Source organism: Pseudomonas sp. NPDC087614 (assembly GCF_044743485.1).
In the GTDB taxonomy this organism is placed as follows: Bacteria; Pseudomonadota; Gammaproteobacteria; order Pseudomonadales; family Pseudomonadaceae; genus Aquipseudomonas; species Aquipseudomonas baetica_A.
This window is the reverse complement of sequence record NZ_JBIUWN010000057.1, coordinates 1-4,892: the sequence shown is the minus strand read 5'-3', so window position 1 is coordinate 4,892 and position 4,892 is coordinate 1. Positions and strand designations below refer to the sequence as shown.

Genomic DNA, 4,892 nt, shown 5'->3' with positions numbered 1-4,892 from the left:
AATGACACTCAAAACGATATACCAAAAATAGAAGACATCTTTGGTAATCTCAATAACGGTCGTCTTTAACTGAGGCTTTGGCGTGCGCATGTCAATTTGTGCCACTTCGATCCCACGCCCGGCACGACGAGCAATTTCCTCGGCGTTGCGCTGAAGTACGTTGAAGGTACCGCCACCGACGGTCCCTAACCCACAGATGCCTACTTTGACCGGATTCACTGTGAACTCCCCATGAAACGGCCGACTCAGGGTCGGCCGGAAAACAACCGCGTGCTCGCGGCTCTCTATTAATGGCCCGGCGATGCGGCTACCGGACCATGATCGTCAAAGGCTGACCGTGACGATGCGAATTACTTCGCGCCCAGCGCCAGTTTGGCGACTTGTGGCGCAGGCTGATAGCCCGGAATGACTTGCCCATCGGCCAAAACGATGGCCGGCGTACCGTTCACGCCGATCGACTGACCGAGGGCGAACTGTCTGGAAACCGGGTTCGCGCACTTGGCGGCCTTGATTTCCTTGCCATCGACCATTTTGTCCATGGCCGCTTTCTTGTCTTTGGAGCACCACACAGCTTGCAGTTGCTCATCACCCGGCGAGCCCAGGCCCTGACGCGGGAACGCGACATAACGCACTTCGATGCCGCGCTTGTTCAGCTCGGGCACTTCGGCGTGCAGCTTGTGGCAGTAAGGGCAAGTGGTGTCAGTGAACACGGTGATGTGCGATTTGGTCTCGCCCACGGCCGGGTAAACCACGGTTTCAGCCACCGGAATGGCGTTGATCAGTTTGGAGATGCCCAGGCGCTCGGTCTTCTCGGTCAGGTTGACCGGTTTGCCGTCCTTGAGCTGAAACAGGTAGCCCTGAACGATGTACTGGCCATCGGCACTGGCGTACAGCACACGGCTGCCCTTGAGCTTGACTTCATACATGCCAGGCAGCGGGCTCGCGGAAATGCTGTCTACCGGAACATCGAGCTGGAGGTTTTCCAGGCTTTTACGAATGGCTTTGTCAGCCGCATCATCGGCGACGGCAAAGGTGCTGACCAACGCAATGGCGGCGGCGGCGAAAATCTGGGTCAGACGCATGAGAACTCCTGAGGGCGGACAAATGGAACGGTCAGAACGCCCGGGCCGGAACACCGGGTCATAACCGTCCATCGTGCAAACCGGCAAAGCCTAACACATAAGGTCACGGTGGCCGAATGCGCCTGTCGCCAGACGCACAGGCGGATGCAATTGCTTGCACATCGATTGTTTGTTCAGCCACGCGGGTGGTGTTTGGCATGCAGATCCTGCAACCGTGCCCGCGCCACATGAGTGTAGATCTGGGTGGTCGACAGATCACTGTGACCGAGCAACATCTGCACCACGCGCAAATCCGCGCCGTGGTTGAGCAGGTGCGTGGCGAACGCGTGCCGCAAGGTGTGCGGCGACAGCGATTTGCCGATCCCGGCGACCTTGGCCTGATGTTTGATCCGGTGCCAGAACGTCTGCCGGGTCATCTGCTCACCGCGCTGGCTGGGAAACAGCACATCGCTGGGGCGCCCGCCGAGCAGTTCTGCACGCCCGTCACGCATATAGCGCTCGACCCAGACAATCGCCTCCTCGCCCATCGGCACCAGCCGCTCTTTGCTGCCCTTGCCCATCACCCTTAATACGCCTTGGCGCAAGTTGACCTGCTCCAGGGTCAGGCTGATCAGCTCGGTTACCCGCAGGCCGCAGGCATACAGGACTTCCAGCATGGCGCGGTCACGCTGACCGATGGCTTCGCTCAGATCCGGTGCTTTGAGCAATGCCTCAACGTCGGCCTCCGACAAGGATTTGGGCAGCGGCCTGCCGAGTTGCGGCATGTCGACGCGCAATGTCGGATCGACTGTGATCAGCTTTTCGCGCAGCAGATAACGATAAAACCCACGTACGCCGGAGAGAAATCTCGCAGTGGATCGCGGTTTGTAGTTTTGCTCCAGACGCCAGGCCAGATGGTCGAGGATCAACTCACGGCCGGCGTTGATCAGCTCCAGGTTTTTCTCCTGCAACCAGCCATTGAACAGCGCAAGGTCGCTACGATAGGCGCCACGGGTGTTGTCGGACAGGCCCTTCTCCAGCCACAAGGCGTCGAGGAATTGGTCAATCAGTGGATGGTCGATGGCAGGCATGGGCGCTCAAGGCACACAGTTCAACGACTGCGCGCAAATGTAGAGTGAACTGTAGGAATGGGCGCTAGTCTTTCATAGCCCGCAATTTCAAGGAACAGGGAGCATCAATGAACGAGCAGCAAATTCTATTGGCATTTGGCGGGATAGGCGCAGCGGCGCTAGGTTGCCAATGGCTGGCGTGGCGCCTGAAGCTGCCGGCGATTCTGTTTCTGTTGCTGACCGGCATTCTGGTCGGCCCGGTATTGGGGTGGCTCGATCCGCAAGAAATGTTCGGGCCGCTGCTGATGCCACTGGTATCGCTGGCCGTGGCGCTGATCCTGTTCGAGGGCAGCCTGACGCTGCACCTGTCGGAATGGAAAGAAATCGGCAGCGTCGTCCATCGACTGGTGACTCTCGGCGCCCTCTCGACCTGGATTGTCATTGCGCTCGCCACTCACTTTTTGCTCGGCTTCGACTGGATGCTGGCGATCCTCTTCGGCAGCCTGACGCTGGTCACGGGCCCCACGGTGATTGTGCCAATGCTGCGAGTGGTGCGGCCCAAAGCCTCGATCGCCAACATTCTGCGCTGGGAAGGCATCGTCATTGATCCGATCGGCGCCCTCCTCGCCGTGGTGGTCTACAGCTTCATCATTGCCAGTGCCGAAGGCCATGGCCTCAAGCAGAGCCTGTTCACCTTTGGCGGGGTGATTGCCTGCGGCGCGGCGTTCGGGGTTGCCGGAGGCTGGTTGCTCGGCACGGTCATTCGGCGGCAATGGCTGCCGGAGTACCTGCACAACCTCGCTTCGCTGGCGGCGGTGCTGGGAATTTTCATTGTCTCCAACGAGGTGATGCATGAGTCCGGCCTGCTGGCGGTGACATTAATGGGCATGTGGCTGGCCAACATGAAAGGCGTGGATGTACGGCACATCCTGCACTTCAAGGAAAACCTCAGCGTGTTGCTGATTTCCGGGCTGTTCATTCTGCTCGCCGCAAGGCTGGACTTGAACGCCTTGATCGGGCTCGGGCCGCTGGTGCTGATCCTGCTGCTGGTCATCCAGTTGATCGCCCGACCTTTGAACGTTGTGCTGAGCACCGTGGGATCTAGCCTGAACTGGCGCGAGCGGGCATTGCTGTGCTGGATCGCCCCACGCGGGATTGTCGCGGCGGCAGTGTCGGCGATTTTCGCGATTCGCCTGGATGAAGCCGGGCATGAAGGTGCACTGTTGCTGGTGCCACTGACCTTCGCGGTGATCATCGGCACCGTCGTGCTGCAAAGCGCAACGGCGCGACCGTTGGCGCGTTTGCTCAACGTTGCGGAGCCGGCGCCCAGTGGTTTCCTGATCGTCGGCGCCAATGGGCCGGCCCGGGCGTTGGGCAAGTCGTTGCAACAATTGGGCAGCCGAGTGTTGCTGACCGATTCAAGCTGGGAAAACATCCGTGCCGCGCGCATGGAGGGTTTGCCGACGTACTTCGGTAATCCGGCTTCGCAGCATGCCGATGCGCATCTGGATCTGGTTGGCCTGGGGCATTTGCTGGCACTGTCGCCGTCGGGCGAACTCAACACGCTGGCAGCCATGCGCTTTCGCCATGACTTCGGGCATCAGCGCCTGTTTGGCCTGGCCAGCGGTCAGGAAAGCCGTCGCAGCGACAAGCATCGCGCCAGTCTTGAGCATCGCGGCAATCAACTGGGCAGCGAGGCACTGACCTACGCCAAACTGGCCGGCCAGATGGGTCAGGGGGCCGAGTTGTATAGCACCACGCTGACGGATGGCTTTGGCTGGGAGGATTACCGTGCGCTGCATGGCAAGCGCGCCACGTTGTTGTTCATGCGCGATGACAGCGGATGGGTGCATGTGGTGACGCCAGAGACCGCTTTGAAGCCGGGATCGGGGTGGACGCTGCTGGCGTTGATCCAGCCTTTAACCAGCGGCGCCTGACCTGACGCATTCGCGAGCAAGCCCGCTCCCACAAGAAACCTCGATCCAGTTCAAGCCTGCCCCCACAGGAGACCTCGATCCAGTGAGGGAGCGGGCTTGCTTGCGAATGGCGCGGCTCGGAAGTGGATCAGGCCGCAAACCCCGGCAGCACCGGCACCGGTCGTTTGTCATCATCGATGGCGACAAAGCTGAACTGCCCATGGATAGCCTTCTCGCGCCAGTCACAACTCATGCTTTCCACAAACACTTCCACCTCGACCTTGAGGCTGGTGTTACCGACCTTGATTACTCGCCCCACCAGTTCGACGATGGAACCGGCCGGGATTGCATGATTGAAGTCAATGCGGTCAGTAGACACCGTCACCAGCGGCAAACGGCAAAAACGCGTGGCGGTGATGAACGACACCTCGTCCATCCACGCCAGCGCGGTGCCGCCGAACAGGGTGTTGTGGTGGTTGGTGGTCGGCGGGAACACGGCTTTGGTTACACGGGTCACCGAGAGCTCGGTACGGCGTTCGATTTCCTGGTCACGGGGGGTCATGGTTATGGCCTGAAATAAAAATGCTGTGGATAAATTGCAGACAACAAAAAAGCAGCCCGTAGGCTGCTTTTTTCTGCATCGGAAGCTGGACTTAAGCCAGTTTTTCCTTGATGCGAGCTGCTTTACCCGACAGGTCGCGCAGGTAGTACAGCTTGGCTTTACGTACGTCACCGCGACGTTTAACAGCCATGCTGTCGATCTGCGGGGAGTAGGTCTGGAAAGTACTTTCAACGCCAACACCGTTGGAGATTTTACGTAAGGTGAACTCACAGTTAACGCCGCG

The 4,892-nt window shown here is 59.5% G+C and carries 5 protein-coding genes and 1 pseudogene; 1 reads left to right on the top strand and 5 read right to left on the bottom strand.

The annotated features are described in order from the left end of the window. The 3 genes and pseudogenes from ACIOWA_RS19765 to xerD form a co-directional block, all read right to left on the bottom strand. Positions 1–219 (bottom strand): annotated as a pseudogene (locus ACIOWA_RS19765) (hypothetical protein); the annotation flags it as partial. 131 nt (positions 220–350) lie between these two features. Further along, positions 351–1,082, bottom strand: a complete 732-nt coding sequence (gene dsbC, locus ACIOWA_RS19760) for a bifunctional protein-disulfide isomerase/oxidoreductase DsbC (protein WP_339434032.1) — start codon at positions 1,080–1,082, stop codon at positions 351–353. 173 nt (positions 1,083–1,255) lie between these two features. Continuing rightward, on the bottom strand, positions 1,256–2,152 hold the full coding sequence (gene xerD / locus ACIOWA_RS19755) for a site-specific tyrosine recombinase XerD (protein WP_339434031.1): 897 nt from the start codon (positions 2,150–2,152) through the stop codon (positions 1,256–1,258). A 107-nt stretch (positions 2,153–2,259) separates the two neighbouring features. On the opposite strand from xerD, the gene ACIOWA_RS19750 reads away from it, so the two are divergent. Then, entirely contained in the window at positions 2,260–4,068 is a 1,809-nt protein-coding gene (locus ACIOWA_RS19750) for a sodium:proton antiporter (RefSeq protein ID WP_339466168.1), read from the top strand. A gap of 127 nt (positions 4,069–4,195) precedes the next feature. Here the strand turns inward: ACIOWA_RS19750 and ACIOWA_RS19745 are convergent, their stop codons facing one another. Both ACIOWA_RS19745 and ACIOWA_RS19740 read right to left on the bottom strand, forming a co-directional pair. Continuing rightward, complete coding sequence (locus ACIOWA_RS19745) at positions 4,196–4,609, bottom strand: acyl-CoA thioesterase (RefSeq protein ID WP_401161485.1); 414 nt, start codon at positions 4,607–4,609, stop codon at positions 4,196–4,198. 91 nt (positions 4,610–4,700) lie between these two features. Continuing rightward, positions 4,701–4,892: 50S ribosomal protein L19 (locus ACIOWA_RS19740; RefSeq protein ID WP_401161483.1), on the bottom strand; the 192-nt coding region annotated here is incomplete at its 5' end.

Bases quoted from the DNA above. Each gene is read 5' to 3' on its own strand.
- dsbC (WP_339434032.1), bottom strand. From the start codon at position 1,082: ATGCGTCTGACCCAGATTTTCGCCGCCGCCGCCATTGCGTTGGTCAGC.
- xerD (WP_339434031.1), bottom strand. From the start codon at position 2,152: ATGCCTGCCATCGACCATCCACTGATTGACCAATTCCTCGACGCCTTG.
- ACIOWA_RS19750 (WP_339466168.1), top strand. From the start codon at position 2,260: ATGAACGAGCAGCAAATTCTATTGGCATTTGGCGGGATAGGCGCAGCG.
- ACIOWA_RS19745 (WP_401161485.1), bottom strand. From the start codon at position 4,609: ATGACCCCCCGTGACCAGGAAATCGAACGCCGTACCGAGCTCTCGGTG.